Below are 15,154 nucleotides of genomic sequence, written 5' to 3'. Positions count from 1 at the left end.
TCCCCCTGATACTCAGAACCTACTGACTGACGCTCTGACCTTCCATGCCTTCCAGCAACTGCGGCAGGTACCAGACCTGGAAATCGGTAGCAACCTCACCCTCTTTCAGGAAGGGAGTACCATCCTGGAAATTAAGCGGGCCTTTCCACAGATTCAAGCCACCGGCCAGTTCAGAGATGAATTTGTCCAACTGAGCCGAGGCATCCGCCGAGAGCGCCGCACCCTTTACAAAGCCCACATGGCTGGTATCTGGATTGTTGATGTCGTTCCAGTCTGGACCGACCCAATCCCACGAGGGCTTCCAGGTGCCTGCAATGGCCTCCTGAACGTATTTGGCGTACATCGGTCCCCAATTGAAGTACGGCACGCCTAAGCAGACCTCTTCGCCCTCCTTGCAGGCACCAATGTAATCATAGGGAATCGCCCGCACCTCTTTACCCTGACCTTGGAATTTCTTTGCCTCGGCTAACGCCTCCGTGGTATCAATGCCAGAGATGACCACATCGTAACCACTGTTGAAGAAATCATCCGCAACTTGCGTCGGGTCAGAGGTCACGCCGGGGATGTTGAACCAAAAGCCAATCCAGGTTACTTTGAATTTGAGCTGAGCCGGATCCTTCCCCAGGTACTCTGACCAGCAGTACCGGGCCCCCAAATAGGTCGCAGCGGCCAGGCGGCGTGTCTCATCATTGATAAGCGGACCTAAATAGCCAATCTGCCCTGTCTTAGTGGTGAGCGCCGCAGCGCAGCCAGCGATCATTTTGCCGTATTCCATGCGCCCCATCACGTTGCCAAGGTTGGGAAGACCGCGGTAGTTCTTGCCCTCTTTCCAAGCCCCATCACCCGAGGCGTGAATCACAATGATCTCCGGATGGGCTTTGGCGAATGCTTCGGCGCCATCCTTCATATCATCGGAGTTGAAGATCACCAGTTTAGCGCCTTTGGAAACCAGATCTTCTGCCAACTGCTCAGGTGTAGTGCCAGGGCGATCGGCTGAGTTGACTTTATCAATGTAAATCATCTTCGCGCCGGGCACCTTCTGCTCAACGTAAAGACCAGCATTGTAGTGGGCCTCACTCCAACCATGGTCGTTATAGGGGCCAACCAGCAACATCCCAAACACAAACTCCTGCGGTTGTGCCGGTTGAGTGGCTTCGGGGGCCTTAGTTGACTCCACTGGCTTGGTGGGCTCTGCGGGGGGTTGAGTCGGTACCGTTGTCGGCGCGGGCGTTGCGGCGGGTTGACATGCAGCCAGCAACACGGCCAGTACCAACAGGACACTTAGGACAAACCACGTGCGTTTCATGATTCTTCCTCCTCCTTAACTTAGACTTTGAGCAATCAGAGTTTGGGAATGGACGCTGTAATGGACGAGAAACACTAAGTCGGGCTGAAAATTTACCGTGTGATTCTTTGCTGGGACTCACCTCCTTTCCGAAAAAGTTAGGATTCTGTTCACATTGCCCCTAGGCCACCTATTGCTCGTATTTTAATTGATAAAACCCAATAAACTCGCCAATCGCAGGGAAGGGTGAGAAACCCACCCTTCCCCCGCCAGAAAGGCTACAAATTAAGGCACAATCCAGGTGCCAGTTTCACCATGCAGCGCCCGCGTTAAGTTCTCCGGGTTGGTGATCAGAGCTGCCTTACCACCGCTCTCAAGGAAGCGGATGCAGGCCTGAATCTTGGGTAGCATGGAGCCTTTGGCAAAGTGCCCCTCTGCCATATAGGCTTTGGCTTCAGCAACGGTCATCTTATCCAGCCAGACCTGATTGGGCTTGTTAAAATTCAGCGCTACTTTTTCGACCGCGGTGCTAATGATGAAAACATCTGCCTTAATCATGGTAGCCAGCAGCGAAGACCCAAAGTCCTTATCAATCACTGCCTCAACCCCAACCAGTTCGCCGGTTTCGGTGCGCACCACCGGAATACCACCGCCACCCACACCGACCACCACGAATCCGGCGTCAATCAGGGTGCGGATAGCTGGGGCTTCCACAATTTCAATCGGGATCGGTGAAGGCACCACACGCCGCCAACCTCGCCCGGCATCTTCCACCACCACCCAACCTTCTTTCTCGGCACGTTCCTTGGCGGTCTTCTCATCCATGAACGACCCAATCGGTTTGGTGGGGTTCTTGAAGGCCGGGTCATTACGATCTACCACGGTTTGAGTCACCACGGCCACGGCCTTTTTGTTCATTCCACGGCGCAGAAACTCATTATAAAGTGCCTGAGTGAACATATAGCCAATTGCCCCCTGGGTGTCGGCACCGCATACGTCCAACGGCACCTCGTGCAGCTCGTGGCGGGCCAATTCGGACCGGCGCAGCACAAAGCCCACCTGCGGGCCATTCCCGTGGGTAATGACCACATCCCAGCCCTCAGCAATCATGCCGGCAATATGGTGCATGGACTCAGCGCCTGCCTCATACTGATCTTTAACCGTTTGATGCTGAGCATCCTTAATAAGTGAGTTTCCACCTACTGCAACTACCGCTACACCTTTCCGTTCCATACCTCATTCACCTCACTCACGCGTAATTAGTTTAGGCCATCGTCAAGGCCATGACGGCCATCTGGGCATGCATGCGATTCTCCGCCTCATCATAGACCACCGACTGCGGACCATCCATTACACCATCCGTTACCTCAATATTACGGTCAGCCGGCAGCGGGTGCATGTAGATAGCATCCGGCTTGGCAAGCGCCATGCGGCGCTCATCGGTGATCCAATTGGAGTACTTCTGAAGCAACCGCGCGCCCTCTTCGGTATCGGTGGTGTGAACCAGAGCCCCCCAGGATTTGGCATAAATGATATCGGCATCTTTGAAGGCCTCATCCATGTCATCCACCACCTCAAATCCGGTGCCGTATTTGCGCGCCTGTTCCCGTGCCATATCCATGATCTCTGGCATGAGGCGGAACTCGGGTGGATGAGCCAACACGACATCCAAACCGAAGCGCGGCATCTGCAGGATAAGGGATTGAGGTACCGAAATGGGCTTCTGGTAAGAAGCAGCATAGGCCCATGAAACCACCATCTTCTTACGGCGCAGATCGCGTCCTTTCTTCTCAAAGATGGTCATCAGATCGGCCAGGCACTGGAAGGGATGATAGATGTCGCACTGCATATTAAGAACTGGCACACGGGAATATTTGGCCACGTCATTAATATACTTGTTCCCAACCCCCCACTCCACATGGCGAATGGCAATACCATCAAAATAACGACCAAAGATCTCACCAATCTCCTTGGGTGTATCGCCATGAGCAATCTGGGTTGTACGGCTTTCGATAAATGCAGCATGACCGCCCAGGTGTGCCATACCTGCCTCAAACGAACCACGGGTGCGGGTGCTGCTGAAGAAGAACAGCATAGCCAAAACTTTATCCCGCAAATACGGGGTGGGCTCACCCAAAGCACGCTTGCGCTTCAGGTCAAAAGCCACATCCAGCACAGTTTCGACTTCTTCTTTCGAGAAGTCCAGATCACCAATTAGGTCACGTCCACGCAAATAGGTCTGCATCGCACCTCTCCTTTCTCACAAAATGGTGGCTCTGAGAGCCTGGGTAGGCTCTCAGAGCCGAGATGTTCAAATCACTCCATCGCACCCAGAACGAGCGCCAGGAGGGCCATGCGCATCACCACACCGTAGAAAGCCTCCTGCCAGTAGCGTGACCAGCGGGTAATGTCTACATCGGTGGGAATCTCATCCATGCGCGGCAGAGAGTGCAGCAGGATGGCACCTTCCTTGGCTTTGCGCTCAAGCAACTCGCGGGTGATCTTGTAATTGGCAGGCGTTTGTCCCACATCACCCTTACGTTCATCGCGGGCCTTGGTGTAATCAGGTTGCACCACTGGCTCAACCAGGATGACATCGGCCTCGTGGATCACCTGCTCCACATGCTCGGCTTCCTTGAAGTTGAGACTGTACTGACGCAGTTCAGCCTTGAACTCCTCGGTCAGCGACATTTCAGGCGGCGCTACAAAAGTAATCGGGCAGTCAAACTGGGTCAGCGCATAGGCCAAGGAGTGCATGGTGCGCATACGCATATCCCCCACAGCCAACCATTTCAAGCCATCAATACGGCCTTTCTCGCGCAGAACGGTATAAAGGTCGGTTAGGATTTGAGTCGGGTGTTCCCCCCAGCCATCACCGGCATTGATAACCGGCACACTGGCCCATTTAGCCGCTTCATGTGGGGCGCCCTGCTGGAAATGGCGCATCACGATCACATCGCCGTAAAACTCCAGCATTTTGACAGTGTCCTTAATGGATTCCTGATACCAGTCGCCCGCGCGGGTCATTTTGGCATCCGCAAAACCGGTCACATGGCCACCTAAACGATGCATGGCCGCTTCGTGCGCCAGGCGGGTGCGGGTGCTGGGCTGATAGAAAGCAGTGACCAGCGTTTTGTGGGCCAGCAAGTTGCTGTTGCGGCGGCTGCGCGCAATGGGCTCCATCTGCTCGGCCACTTCAAAAATGCGGAAGAACTCCTCACGTTCAAAGTCCTTCAAAGAAAGAATGTCACGTCCAAGAAAACTACGCATGGTTTTAAACCTCCGAATGTTTTAATGTTTGGGTTGTAGGATTGTTGAGCATGCCGCAACGTGCGGCAATTTGACATATTTGAGCCTTTATCCGACCGGCTTAGCACCTCCTTCTTGCGCTTCAAATTCAAGCGGTCTAACGGGTACCCCAACCCGACGCACAACATGGAAGCGGAAATAGCCGGGCAAGAAGTAACTCTGGGAGAAATCCACCACCCGACCGCTGGCATCGAAGAGTTGGGCCTGGAACATCAGCAGTACATCCCCACGCTGAATCTCCAAACGCCGCGCAATATCTGAGGGTGCCGCCACCGCCCGAATTTCGGTGAATGAGTCAGCAAGTTGGGGCATGCCGCGATGCAAAAGGAAATCCAGGACTGAACCCGTGAAGCCTTCATTGAGTTCTTCAGGGGTCAGAACATCATCCGGCAAGATATCAATCAGAAAAGCCACCGGGCGATTATCGGCGTGAATGACGCGCTCCACCCGCACGACCGGAGTTCCTGCCTTAACGCGCAAACCTTCCGCTACGAATGCATCCGCGGGTAACTGCGTGATGGTACATTCGCCCATGTGCACTTGTAAACCAATGCGCTGAGCGAGAGTCTCAAGGCTCTCCAGAATTTCCAGGCCCGATTCGATGACCCGAGGATGTTGAACTACAAATGTGCCTTTTCCCTGACGACGGCGAATGAGCCCCTGTCCTTCAAAGGAACGCATCGCCTCGCGCAGAGTTGCCCGTGATACCCCCAATTCCTTCGCCAACTGGGGCTCCGAGGGCAAACGCTGACCTGGCGGCGTATTAGCAATCAATTCGGCCAGCTGAACCTGCAAACGCTGGTAAGGATGTTGATTTTCCATCTCACCTCTCTACAACCGGGATGAATTTGAATTGCGTTACATCCACCAGGCCCAGATCGGAAATGCGTAGTTCAGGAATGACCACCAAGGCTAACAGGCTCAATTGCATATTGGGGTTATTCAACCTACACCCACAGGCCCGGAATCCCTCCAGGACGCTCTCCGCTTGAGCCGCTACCACCTCGGCGCGTTGATTCGACATTAACCCGGCAATGGGCAACTCAACCTTACCGATGATCTCACCATCTTTCACGACAACCTGGCCGCCCCCACACTCTGCCAAGGCGTTGACAGCCTGCGCCATACACACCTCATCAGTACCAACTACGATGAGATGATGACTATCATGCGCTACAGTTGTGGCGATGCCGCATCGTTCGGTAAAACCAAATCCGTGCACCAAGCCAACTTGCACAATTCCACTTGCCCGATGGCGTTCTACCAATGCGATTTTAGCCAAATCCCGCGGTATATCGGGCTTGATTTCACCATCGGTCACCTCCACTGTCAGGCGCAGATGCCGGGTTGGGGCCTGATTCTCGATCACGCCAATGACATTCGCCGTAACTTGCCCCTGTTGAACTTCGGGGACCACCAATTTAAAATCTTCCGCCGTGAGCAGACGCTTGAGATGCACAGAATGTAATGCCCAATCCGGATATGCCACTGTTGGCAATTCAATCAACCATTGCCCCTCACGGGCAATCCACTGTCCCTTTGCCATCACCGCCGTTGGACGGAAATTAACCAGATCGGGAACTAGCAAAATATCGGCAAAACGCCCTGGAGCAATCATGCCCAAATCACGGCTAACGCCGAAATGTTCAGCCGTATTGATGGTTGCCATCTGGATCGCCGTGACAGGCCGTAATCCCTGCGCAATAGCATGACGTACCACCCGATCCATGTGCCCCTCTTGCACCAAGGTTGCTGAATGGCTATCATCGGTGCAGAGTAAAAATCGGCGTGCATCGAGTCCCAATTCGGTCACCGCGCGCACCTGGGTTGCCACATCATGCCAGGCTGAACCATAGCGCATCATCACTCGCATTCCCTGGCGCGCCCGGGCTACTGCATCTTCCAGCCGTGTCCCCTCATGATCATCCTCAGCCCCACCCGCCACATATCCATGGAAAGGCAGCCCCAGATCTGGGGAGGCATAATGCCCTCCGACAGTTTTACCCGCATTACGCGCAATGGCCATCTCTGCATGGGGTTTCTCACGGCTCTGGAAAACCCCCGGAAAATCCATCATTTCACCTAGGCCGATGATCCCCGGCCAGGTCATGGCCTCAGCCACCTCTTCAGGGCCAATACTCGCACCCGGGGTTTCCAAGCCCGGTGCTGAAGGAACACAGGAAGGCACTTGCACAAACACATGAATGGGCTGCATGGCGGCCTCGTCCACCATTAATCGCACGCCTTTCAACCCAAATACATTAGCAATTTCATGGGGATCAATAAACATCCCTGTCGTGCCGTGTGGCGCCACGGCACGAACGAATTCGGTCACGGTTAACATGCCCGATTCAACGTGCATGTGGGCATCCAACAAACCAGGCACAAGGTATGCCCCTTGTGCATCTACAACCTCAGTCTTCTCGCCAATGGTATGACTCGCGTCCGGTCCTACATAAGCAATACGCTCACCCAAGACTGCCACATCCGTAGCGGGAATAACCTCTCCCGTCTGCACAGATACCCAACGACCATTCCGAATAACCTTGTCAGCGGGGAGGCGCCCCATAGCACAATCAACTAAACGACGGGTCATTTCAGGGGTAATTGACTTGGACATAGTCTCCTCCTGGTAAAGGGCCCTAACGAGAGCACAGTGAACAACCTATAAAAGACTCGATCGCAAACTAACCTTGCAATAAGCGTTGGGAAGCACGATTATGCCGCTCAATCAGACGCGGCAAGTCCAGGGTTTGCAACACCCCATCTTTGACGATCACACGACCATGCACAACGGTGTAACTCGCTCGTTGGGGTTGGCAGAATACTAGTGCCGCCACCGGATCATGCAACGCGCCGGTGTAATCCAGCGCGTTAAGATCAAAGGCCACAAAATCAGCACATTTGCCCGGCTCCAGCGAGCCGATATCGCTGCGCCCTAGCACAGCCGCACCACCTCGCGTCGCCAGTTCTAACGCTTGGCGAGCAGTCATCAGAGGCGGAGCGTCTTCACTGGAGAGCGAGGCCCCTTCCAGTGCTGCACCCAAACGCGCCAACAGCATGGCTTGCCGCGCTTCGCCCAACAGGTGCGAACTGTCATTGCTGGCCGAACCATCCACACCCAGTCCAACCTTGACTCCATGAGCCAGGTAACGCATCACCGGCGCAATTCCCGAGGCTAGGCGCATATTGGAACTCGGGCAATGTGCCACTCCACACCCGGTACGAGCAAAAACCTGGATCTCTGCTGCGTTAACGTGCACAGCGTGAGCAAACCAAACATCATCTCCCACCCACTCCAGATGTTCCATGTAGGCCACGGGGCGATAGCCAAACCTTTGCAAACAAAAGACCTCTTCATCCTGAGTTTCGGCCAAATGGGTATGGAGATGAACCCCGTATTGCCGCGCCAGCCGCGCACTTTCTCGCATTAGGTTTCCTGTCACACTGAACGGTGAGCACGGCGCCAACACAATCTGCACCATCGCCCCTGGTTTAGGATCGTGGTAAGCCTCAATTAAGCGCTGACTATCGCGCAGGATGTGATCCTCGGTGTCCACGACACTATCCGGTGGTAAACCACCCTGGCTTTCTCCCAGGCTCATCGAACCCCGTGAGGCATGCAAACGCACCCCCACTTCCTGGGCAGCCGCAATTTCATCATCCAGGCGTGACCCGTTAGGGAATAGGTAAAGATGATCCGAGGCGGTGGTGCATCCCGAAAGCGCCAGTTCGGCCAGCGCGGTCTGCGTAGAGATGTAAATATCTTCCGGGGTCATCCGCGCCCAAATCGGGTACAACGTCTTCAGCCAGTTGAACAAGTTGGCATTCTGTGCGGCTGGGACTGCACGGGTAAGCGTTTGGTAGAAATGATGATGGGTGTTGATCAACCCCGGAAGCACGATGTAACCCCGCAGATCGAGGACCTCATCTGCTGTCGTTGGCAACTCCGCAGTTGGTCCGACCTGCTCGATAAAACCATCACGAATGAAAAGACCTCCCCCGGGAATTTCCCGGCGGAGGCCATCCATAGTGATAAGAAGCGCGGCGTGCTTGACAAGGAGGGTGGACATGGTCACACCAACCACTCAGGAAGGAGGAAGAAAGGAGGTTTGGTCACGGCTTGCCCTGTTGATCACTTGGACGCTTATAGATTAACCGAAAGTTGCCAATTTGTCAATTGTCTGACAACATGATTTTTGTCACATTTCTGCCAGTTCTGCTGCTCGCAAAGTGTTTTTCAACAACATGGCAATGGTCATGGGCCCAACTCCGCCCGGTACTGGGGTGATATAACCTGCAACTTGACGCACCTCTTCAAACGCCACATCACCGACTAGACGTTGCCCTTTAGGGTGAGCCGGATCCTCAATGCGATTGATACCCACATCAATCACTACAGCGCCGGGTTTCACCCAATCGGCGCGCACCATCTCAGGACGGCCAACGGCTGCAACCAGCACATCTGCCTGGCGGGTTACGGCCGGCAAATCGCGCGTGCGAGAATGGCATATCGTAACTGTGGCATCCGCTCGTACCAAGAGCAACGCCATCGGCATTCCAACAATGTTTGAGCGTCCCAGCACGACGGCATTCAACCCGCGCAGGGAAGGCACCACACGTTCGATGAGATAGAGACAGCCAGCCGGGGTACAGGGGACAAAAAGCGGATCCCGTCCCTTTTGTGCTAGCCGGCCGATGTTGAGAGGGTGAAAACCGTCCACGTCTTTCTGAATACTGATAGCCCCCAGCACCCGCTCTTCGTCTAATCCATCAGGTAACGGCAATTGCACTAGGATGCCATGAATGCGAGAATCCTGATTTAATTCCCTAACCAGCCCCTCCACTTGGTCTTGTGTTGCCGTTGCCGGTAGTTCGAACCCAAACGACTGAATACCCACTTCCTCACAGGCCTTGCGTTTGCTCCGCACATATACCTGAGAAGCCGGATTATCCCCTACCAGAACGGTAGCCAGACCTGGCACTGATTTGCCAGCAGCTACACGTTCCGCAACCGCCTGTTTGACTTCGGCTCGAATCTGTTCCGCTACGGCTTTCCCATCAATGATTTCCGCAGGCATTGGTTCGTTCTCCTTTCTTTGGCCAAGGCATGTATTTTAAACTCGGTTTTGAAAATCCCCGCTTAAGTTCTCTGACATTTTACAACAGTTTACAAGTTAAAGCATCCGTCACCTCTCATCAACTTATATGACAAATTTCTGCTGTCCGGGCTCCCTAACAAAAATACGCTCAGTTTCGGCTATAATTTTGTCAGGAGGTCATTCAACCATGAGCAATATCTGCGTCATTGGAACCGGTTATGTGGGGCTCGTCACGGGCACCTGCTTTGCTGATCTAGGGAACAGGGTCGTGTGCCTGGATATTGACGAAAATCGCATTGAAAAACTCAAACAAGGCATCATGCCTATTTATGAACCGGGACTCGAGCAACTGGTCGCGCAGAATGTGCGAGCTGGCCGCCTCTCCTTCACAACCAGTTACCCTGAGGCCCTCAAAGATGCTGAATTCGCCTTCATTGCCGTGGGCACCCCCTCAGGGGTGGATGGCGAAGCAGATTTACAATACGTGCGTGCCGTCGCCGAAGCCATTGCGGATCATGTAGATCATCCCATCATTGTAGTCAATAAGTCCACTGTCCCAGTCGGAACTGGCGACTGGGTGGCCGATATCATCCGCAAGCGTCGGGCAGGGCGCCCGTTGCAATTCTCGGTTGTCTCAAACCCAGAATTTTTGCGCGAGGGGTCGGCCATTCACGACTTTATGAACCCCGACCGGGTTGTTTTGGGCTCCCTAGATCGCGAAGCAGCCTCCAAAGTAGCCCAGTTGTATCTCACCTTACGTTGCCCCATTCTGATCACCGACTTACGCACTGCTGAGATGATCAAATATGCCTCCAACGCATTTTTGGCCACCCGCATCTCATTCATCAACGAAATTGCTACCATTTGCGAGGAATTAGGCGCTGACGTGCGTCAAGTGGCGATTGGTATGGGACTGGATAAACGTATTGGCCCCGCCTTCCTAGACGCCGGATTGGGTTGGGGGGGCAGTTGCTTTCCCAAAGATGTTAAGGCCTTGGCGCACATGGCGGTGCTGCACGGATCCAACCCTCAACTGCTCCAAGCCGTCATGGAGATCAACCGTAACATGCGCCGTCGAGTGGTTATGCGCTTGCGCAAGGCATTAGGTACCCTTAACGAAAAAGTGATTGGGGTGCTAGGTCTTTCCTTCAAGCCAAACACCGATGATATTCGGGAAGCCCCCGCCCTTGAATTAATCCACTTGATGGAAAACGAAGGGGCATTAATCCGCGCCTATGACCCTCAGGCCATGGAGAACGCGCGCCCCTTGTTGCCCAAAGCCGTTTTATGTGCCAATCCCTATGAAGTTGCCGAGGGTGCGGACGCCTTGGTTCTGGCAACCGAGTGGAACGAATTTAAACAATTGGATTTTGAACGCATTTATCGCCTGATGCGCAACCCACTGATTATGGATGGGCGCAACCTGTGGGATCCCGAGCACCTGCGCAGCCTCGGCTTCACCTATTTTGGCATTGGGCGCGCAACCAACGGCATCGTCAACAGCTGATCTTAGTTGCCGACTCACTTAAATAGCAGTGGGCCTAATTTTCTTGAACACAAGCAAGAGATGCGATGAAGGTTCTCATCACCGGCGGAGCGGGTTTTATCGGCAGCCATTTGGTGGATCGTCTGGTTCAGTCCCCCGAATACGAGATCATCATTCTGGACAATCTGTTACGGGGACGGCTGGAACACATTGCCCACCATCGCCACAATCCGCGCGTCTCTTTCGTCCATGGCGACGTACGCCGCTACGGCGACGTGCTAGATGCCATGCGGGGCTGTCAACTGGTCTATCATTTGGCAGCCCAGACACGGATCATGGCAAGTGTGGCACGGGTAGACACCTGCTTTGAAACCAATGTAATCGGGACCTTCAATGTACTTAAGGCCGCCCATCACCTTGAGATTTCCAAGGTTGTTTTTACCTCCTCAGGCGAGGTATACGGTGAACCGCGCCACTTGCCGGTGGACGAAACCCACCCCCTCAAGAGTAAAAACCCCTATGGAGCCAGCAAAGTGGCCGCCGAGGTATACTGCCAGGTTTTTCAAGAAACCCATCACCTGCCCATCGCGGTTCTCCGTCTTTCTCACGTATATGGCCCTCGCGATACGGAAAGAGTAATCCCGGTTTGGATTCGCAATGCCCTCCGCGGCAAGGACCTCATTGTCTTTGGGGGTGAACAGGTGATTGATTTAGTATGGGTGGATCAGGTTGTCGAGGCCTTACTTCGAGTAACCTCCATCCCCAATTTGAGCGACCCCATCAACATTGGTCATGGCAAAGGTGTGCCCATTCTCAGATTGGCAAGACGCATCCTAGAATTAACCAACTCCACTTCACAACTGGTGCTTCAACCTCCCCGTGCCGCCGAAGTAGTGCGTTATGAACCACGAGTGGAGCGCATGCGCACCCTTCTAAACCTCCACCCTCCTGAGGATGCCCTCGAATACTTACCCACCCTTGTCACTGCATGGCGAGAGATACTTTAGCGCACCTCATACCGAATAAGAGGGAGTAAACAGGCGGTGCTCTTCCAAGTAACGCTTTAAGTATTGACCGGTGTAAGAGTCAGGCACGTGGCAGATTTCCTCAGGTGTGCCCGCGGCTACCAGTCGCCCTCCTCGGTCACCCCCTTCGGGGCCCAAGTCGATAATGTAATCGGCAACCTTGATAATATCCAGATTGTGCTCGATGATCAAAACGGTATTGCCCGCATCCACCAGCCGCTGTAATACCTCGATCAACTTATGAACATCAGCTGCATGAAGCCCCACCGAGGGCTCATCTAACACATACAGTGTGCGTCCTGTGGCGCGGCGCGAAAGTTCACGCGCCAATTTAACGCGTTGCGCCTCCCCTCCGGATAACGTGGGAGCCGGTTGCCCAATGCGAATATACCCAAGCCCCACGTCTTCCAAGGTGCGTAGTTTGTTAACAATCACGGGAAAGGCTGCAAATAGTTCGATCGCCTCGCTAACCGTGGTATCCAGGACCTCGGCAATATTCAATCCTTTGTAACGCACCTGCAATGTTTCACGGTTAAAACGTGCTCCATGGCATACATCGCACGGCACATACACATCTGGCAGGAATTGCATCTCAATGCGCAACTGCCCTTGCCCCTGGCACGCTTCACATCGTCCCCCATGCACGTTGAAAGAAAAACGCCCCGCTTTATAACCACGCATACGGCTTTCGGGTAACTCAGCAAAGAGTTTGCGTATCTCATCAAACAGGCCTGTGTAGGTACCTGGATTCGAACGCGGGGTACGACCTATCGGGGATTGATCAATGTTGATCACTTTGTCAATATACTCAATCCCTTCAATTCGGTCGTACTCGCCGGGTTGGGTGCGGGCCCCATGCAGTTCCTTTGCCAGGGCTTTATAGAGCACATCAATCATCAACGTGGATTTGCCCGAACCGGAAACACCTGTGATACACACTAAACGTCCCAGCGGAATACGCACCGTCAGATTCTTGAGGTTATTTGCCCGAGCCCCCACAATGGTGAGCCATCTGCCATTGCCCTTGCGTCGTTGCGTTGGCATAGGCACCTGCATCCGTCCGGAGAGATATGCCCCGGTGAGCGATTGAGGATGATTGAGAATGACCTCCACCGGGCCCTCGGCAATCACATACCCCCCATGTTCTCCTGCTCCAGGCCCTAGGTCAATCACCCAATCAGCAGAGCGGATGGTCTCTTCATCGTGCTCTACCACCAGAACAGTATTTCCCAGATCCCGCAGGCCCTTCAAGGTTGCCAGCAGGCGCGCATTATCACGCGGGTGCAAACCAATGGAAGGCTCATCAAGTACATATAAAACTCCCATCAGCCGCGAACCCACTTGGGTTGCCAGGCGAATGCGCTGGGCCTCGCCTCCCGAGAGGGTATTGGCTGAACGGCGCAAGGTAAGATAATCCAGCCCTACATCCACTAGAAAGCCTAATCGAGCCCTAATCTCTTTGAGCACTCGATCTGCAATTGCCCGCTGACGCTCATTCAACGGGGAATCCTCACCCATCAGCCGTTCGACCCACGCCAGAGTCCGGTTGACCGGCCAATCGGTGACCTCAACAATGTTGTATCCATCCACCGTGACCGCCAACGCCTCAGGGCGCAAGCGCGTGCCCTTGCAGGTAGGGCAAGGCTGATCGGTCATGAATTCAGCAATTCGTGCACGGATATACTCGGAATTGGTTTCCCGGTAACGCCGCTCCAGGTTGGGAATCACCCCTTCAAAAGCCGTCACGTAACTGGCTTGACGATCGTTACGCCCGTGGAGATGCACCCGGATTTCCTCCCGCCCCGTGCCATAGAGAATTTTGTTCAATTTCTCAGGTGGAATGCTAGAAACTGGGGCATCCAGATCTATATCATAAGCCTTTGCCACGGCCTCGATCATTTGCCAGTAGTATCCCCCTTGTTCACGAGGGCCATTCCATTCCAGAGCAACAATGGCCCCGTCATTAAGCGAACGTTCCTTGTCAGGTATGATTAAGTCAGGATCAATTTCCAGACGGCTACCTAGGCCTTGGCAATCTGGGCAGGCCCCATGGGGGGTATTGAAGGAGAAAGTACGTGGCTCGATCTCGGGAAGGCTAACCCCATGCTCAGGACAAGCCAGGTGCTCCGAGAAGAACACATCCTGAGGAGGATCTAAAGAGAGATTCTGCACAATCAGGTACCCTTCGCCAACTTTTAGCGCTGTCTCAACCGAGTCGGTCAGTCGGGAGAGAAACGTACGTTGCTCCTCTTCGTCACTTTCGTGCCGTATGACTAACCGATCCACCACAGCCTCAATATTATGGATCTTATAACGATCCAGGGTGATCTCATCATCCAGGCTATAGATTTTGCCATCCACACGCGCGCGCACAAAACCTGCCTTGCGAATCTCCTCAAAAACCGCCTGATACGTACCCTTACGTCCGCGAACTACTGGCGCTAACAAGATCAGACGCGTGCCCTCGGGCAGTGCCAGCAAAGCATCCACAATCTCCTGAGCAGATTGACGTACAACTTCCCGACCACACACAGGACAGTGTGGAATCCCAACCCGCGCGAAGAGCAGACGCAAATAATCGTAGATTTCGGTGACCGTTCCAACTGTCGAGCGCGGGTTATGAGAAGTGGCTTTCTGGTCAATGGAGACCGCCGGGGAAAGCCCGTCAATGTAATCTACATCCGGTTTCTCCATCTGCCCCAGGAACTGACGAGCGTACGCCGAAAGTGATTCCACATAACGTCGCTGGCCCTCGGCAAAAATCGTATCAAACGCCAACGATGACTTGCCCGAACCTGACAAACCAGTGATTACCACTAGTTTGTCGCGCGGAATCTCGACTGTGATGTTTTTCAAGTTGTGCTCGCGCGCACCAACCACTCGAATTTTGTTCTGCGTCATACCGCTACCTCAACCTAATTTCCAGACCAGGGCCAATCGCCTTATA

The 15,154-nt window shown here is 53.9% G+C and carries 11 protein-coding genes; 2 read left to right on the top strand and 9 right to left on the bottom strand.

Annotated features, from left to right (window positions below; translation table 11 throughout):
* Window positions 1-19 precede the first annotated feature (19 nt).
* The 8 genes from Q0721_RS07475 to folD all read right to left on the bottom strand — a co-directional run bounded on the left by Q0721_RS07475 (window position 20) and on the right by folD (window position 9,675).
* A complete protein-coding gene (locus Q0721_RS07475) occupies window positions 20-1,306 on the bottom strand; it encodes a BMP family ABC transporter substrate-binding protein (RefSeq protein ID WP_299027684.1) in 1,287 nt (428 codons plus the stop codon).
* A gap of 264 nt (window positions 1,307-1,570) precedes the next feature.
* Window positions 1,571-2,518 (bottom strand): carbamate kinase, encoded by a 948-nt coding sequence (gene arcC / locus Q0721_RS07470; protein ID WP_299027681.1) that lies wholly within the window; start codon window positions 2,516-2,518, stop codon window positions 1,571-1,573.
* Window positions 2,519-2,549: 31 nt separating this feature from the next.
* Window positions 2,550-3,530, bottom strand: a complete 981-nt coding sequence (locus tag Q0721_RS07465; protein WP_299027678.1) for an ornithine carbamoyltransferase — start codon at window positions 3,528-3,530, stop codon at window positions 2,550-2,552.
* A 71-nt stretch (window positions 3,531-3,601) separates the two neighbouring features.
* The gene (gene pyrB, locus Q0721_RS07460; protein ID WP_299027675.1) at window positions 3,602-4,555 is read right to left on the bottom strand and encodes an aspartate carbamoyltransferase; all 954 of its coding nucleotides are present in this window, start codon (window positions 4,553-4,555) and stop codon (window positions 3,602-3,604) included.
* Window positions 4,556-4,642: 87 nt separating this feature from the next.
* Entirely contained in the window at window positions 4,643-5,416 is a 774-nt protein-coding gene (locus Q0721_RS07455) for a GntR family transcriptional regulator (protein ID WP_299027673.1), read from the bottom strand.
* Between the two features lies 1 nt (window position 5,417).
* Window positions 5,418-7,214: an adenine deaminase gene (gene ade, locus Q0721_RS07450; protein WP_299027670.1), complete on the bottom strand. Its 1,797-nt coding sequence runs from the start codon at window positions 7,212-7,214 to the stop codon at window positions 5,418-5,420.
* A gap of 67 nt (window positions 7,215-7,281) precedes the next feature.
* Window positions 7,282-8,667, bottom strand: coding sequence for an 8-oxoguanine deaminase (locus Q0721_RS07445; protein ID WP_299027667.1), 1,386 nt, complete (start codon window positions 8,665-8,667; stop codon window positions 7,282-7,284).
* A gap of 129 nt (window positions 8,668-8,796) precedes the next feature.
* Complete coding sequence (gene folD / locus Q0721_RS07440) at window positions 8,797-9,675, bottom strand: bifunctional methylenetetrahydrofolate dehydrogenase/methenyltetrahydrofolate cyclohydrolase FolD (RefSeq protein WP_299027664.1); 879 nt, start codon at window positions 9,673-9,675, stop codon at window positions 8,797-8,799.
* A gap of 208 nt (window positions 9,676-9,883) precedes the next feature.
* Between folD and Q0721_RS07435 the strand changes: the two genes are divergently transcribed.
* Both Q0721_RS07435 and Q0721_RS07430 read left to right on the top strand, forming a co-directional pair.
* On the top strand, window positions 9,884-11,203 hold the full coding sequence (locus Q0721_RS07435; protein ID WP_299027661.1) for a UDP-glucose/GDP-mannose dehydrogenase family protein: 1,320 nt from the start codon (window positions 9,884-9,886) through the stop codon (window positions 11,201-11,203).
* A gap of 65 nt (window positions 11,204-11,268) precedes the next feature.
* Entirely contained in the window at window positions 11,269-12,189 is a 921-nt protein-coding gene (locus Q0721_RS07430) for an SDR family NAD(P)-dependent oxidoreductase (RefSeq protein ID WP_299027659.1), read from the top strand.
* Window positions 12,190-12,195: 6 nt separating this feature from the next.
* Here Q0721_RS07430 and uvrA read toward each other — a convergent pair whose 3' ends face one another.
* Window positions 12,196-15,108, bottom strand: a complete 2,913-nt coding sequence (gene uvrA, locus Q0721_RS07425) for an excinuclease ABC subunit UvrA (RefSeq protein WP_299027656.1) — start codon at window positions 15,106-15,108, stop codon at window positions 12,196-12,198.
* Window positions 15,109-15,154 lie beyond the last annotated feature (46 nt).

The sequence above is a fragment of the uncultured Thermanaerothrix sp. genome (assembly GCF_938028735.1).
Classification (GTDB): Bacteria; Chloroflexota; Anaerolineae; order Anaerolineales; family Anaerolineaceae; genus Thermanaerothrix.
The sequence above is the reverse complement of the archived record's forward strand: the minus strand, read 5'-3'. Positions and strand labels throughout refer to the sequence as shown.

Bases quoted from the DNA above. Each gene is read 5' to 3' on its own strand.
- Q0721_RS07475 (WP_299027684.1), bottom strand. From the start codon at position 1,306: ATGAAACGCACGTGGTTTGTCCTAAGTGTCCTGTTGGTACTGGCCGTG.
- Q0721_RS07445 (WP_299027667.1), bottom strand. From the start codon at position 8,667: ATGTCCACCCTCCTTGTCAAGCACGCCGCGCTTCTTATCACTATGGAT.
- ade (WP_299027670.1), bottom strand. From the start codon at position 7,214: ATGTCCAAGTCAATTACCCCTGAAATGACCCGTCGTTTAGTTGATTGT.
- pyrB (WP_299027675.1), bottom strand. From the start codon at position 4,555: ATGCGTAGTTTTCTTGGACGTGACATTCTTTCTTTGAAGGACTTTGAA.
- arcC (WP_299027681.1), bottom strand. From the start codon at position 2,518: ATGGAACGGAAAGGTGTAGCGGTAGTTGCAGTAGGTGGAAACTCACTT.
- Q0721_RS07435 (WP_299027661.1), top strand. From the start codon at position 9,884: ATGAGCAATATCTGCGTCATTGGAACCGGTTATGTGGGGCTCGTCACG.
- uvrA (WP_299027656.1), bottom strand. From the start codon at position 15,108: ATGACGCAGAACAAAATTCGAGTGGTTGGTGCGCGCGAGCACAACTTG.
- Q0721_RS07455 (WP_299027673.1), bottom strand. From the start codon at position 5,416: ATGGAAAATCAACATCCTTACCAGCGTTTGCAGGTTCAGCTGGCCGAA.
- Q0721_RS07465 (WP_299027678.1), bottom strand. From the start codon at position 3,530: ATGCAGACCTATTTGCGTGGACGTGACCTAATTGGTGATCTGGACTTC.
- Q0721_RS07430 (WP_299027659.1), top strand. From the start codon at position 11,269: ATGAAGGTTCTCATCACCGGCGGAGCGGGTTTTATCGGCAGCCATTTG.
- folD (WP_299027664.1), bottom strand. From the start codon at position 9,675: ATGCCTGCGGAAATCATTGATGGGAAAGCCGTAGCGGAACAGATTCGA.